We start from the raw sequence: 1297 nt of genomic DNA on the forward strand, positions 1-1297 counted from the left end.
GGGCCTTGACCCTTGATCCTGGACACACGAGACACTGGATCCTGAGGATCTGAGAACGGACATCTCGTGGTCATGAAGAACTATCCGCCGCAGTTCAAGGTGGACGCGGTCGCGCTGTACCAGTCGCGGCCCGAGGCGACGATCAGGCAGGTCGCTGCCGATCTGGGAATCAATTCCGAGACCTTGCGGAACTGGGTGCGGGCAGCCGGCGCGAGCCGGCCGCGGGGGCGCCGGGCGGAGGTGCCGACCGACCCGCCGACGCCGTTGGAGGCGGAGAATGCCGCTCTGCGCAAGAAGGTCCGCGAGCTGGAGGAGGAACGCGAGATCCTGCGCAAGGCGGCGAAGTATTTCGCCGGGGAGACGCGCTGGTGAACCGCTTCCAGTTCGTCGCCGACCACCACCGCCGCCACGGCGTGAAGCGGCTGTGCACCATCCTTGGCATCGCCCGCTCCAGCTTCTACTACTGGCGTCGGACGGCCGCGGACCGGGTTGCCCGGCAGGCGGCCGACGCCCGCCTCGCCGCCCGGATACGGGCCGTGCACCGCGAGTCGGACGGCACTTACGGCGTCCCCAGGATCACCGCCGAGCTTCGCGAGGCGGGCGAGTGCGTCAACCACAAGCGGATCGCGCGTGTGATGCGGGGTGCCGGTCTGGCGGGCGTGCGCTTGCGCCGCAGACACCGCACCACTGCTGCGGACCCGGCCGCGGCGAAGGCCCCGGACCTCGTCGGCCGCGACTTCACGGCAAGCGAGCCGAACACGAAGTATGTCGGTGACATCACCTATCTCCCGCTGGACGGCGGGAAGTTCCTGTATTTGGCCACCGTGATCGACCTTGCCTCACGCCGCCTGGCCGGCTGGGCGATCGCGGACCACATGCGTACCGACCTCGTCACCGACGCCCTGGCCGCCGCCGAACGAACCCGCGGCAGCCTCGCCGGGGCGGTCCTGCACACCGACCACGGCGCCCAGTACACCAGCCGGGCCTTCGCCAACGCCTGCCGCCAGGCAGGCGTTGGCCAGTCCATGAGCGCGATCGGCTCCAGCGCGGACAACGCGCTTGCCGAGTCCTTCAACGCGACGTTCAAACGCGAGACGCTCCAGGGCCGCAAGACCTGGTCCAGCGAACGCGAGGCCCGCCTCGACGCGTTCCGCTGGCTCAACCGCTACAACACCCGACGCCGTCACTCCCGCCTCGGACAACGCAGTCCCATCGCCTACGAGACAGCACTTGACACAACATCAACTAACCTGGCCCAAGCCGCATAGCCCGTGTCCAAGATTCCGGGTCAAGGCCC

Annotated in this window: 1 protein-coding gene; it reads left to right on the plus strand. The window is 68.8% G+C overall.

Annotated elements, in window-relative coordinates:
* Nucleotides 1–66 precede the first annotated feature (66 nt).
* Nucleotides 67–1268 (plus strand): IS3 family transposase gene (locus ABZ370_RS43950; protein WP_358634197.1). Its coding sequence is split into 2 segments (ribosomal slippage): nt 67–358 and nt 358–1268, totalling 1203 coding nucleotides; the frame shifts between segments, so codons are not numbered across the junction.
* Nucleotides 1269–1297 lie beyond the last annotated feature (29 nt).

Origin of the sequence: Streptomyces sp. NPDC005962 (genome assembly GCF_040629205.1) — a bacterium.
In the GTDB taxonomy this organism is placed as follows: Bacteria; Actinomycetota; Actinomycetes; order Streptomycetales; family Streptomycetaceae; genus Streptomyces.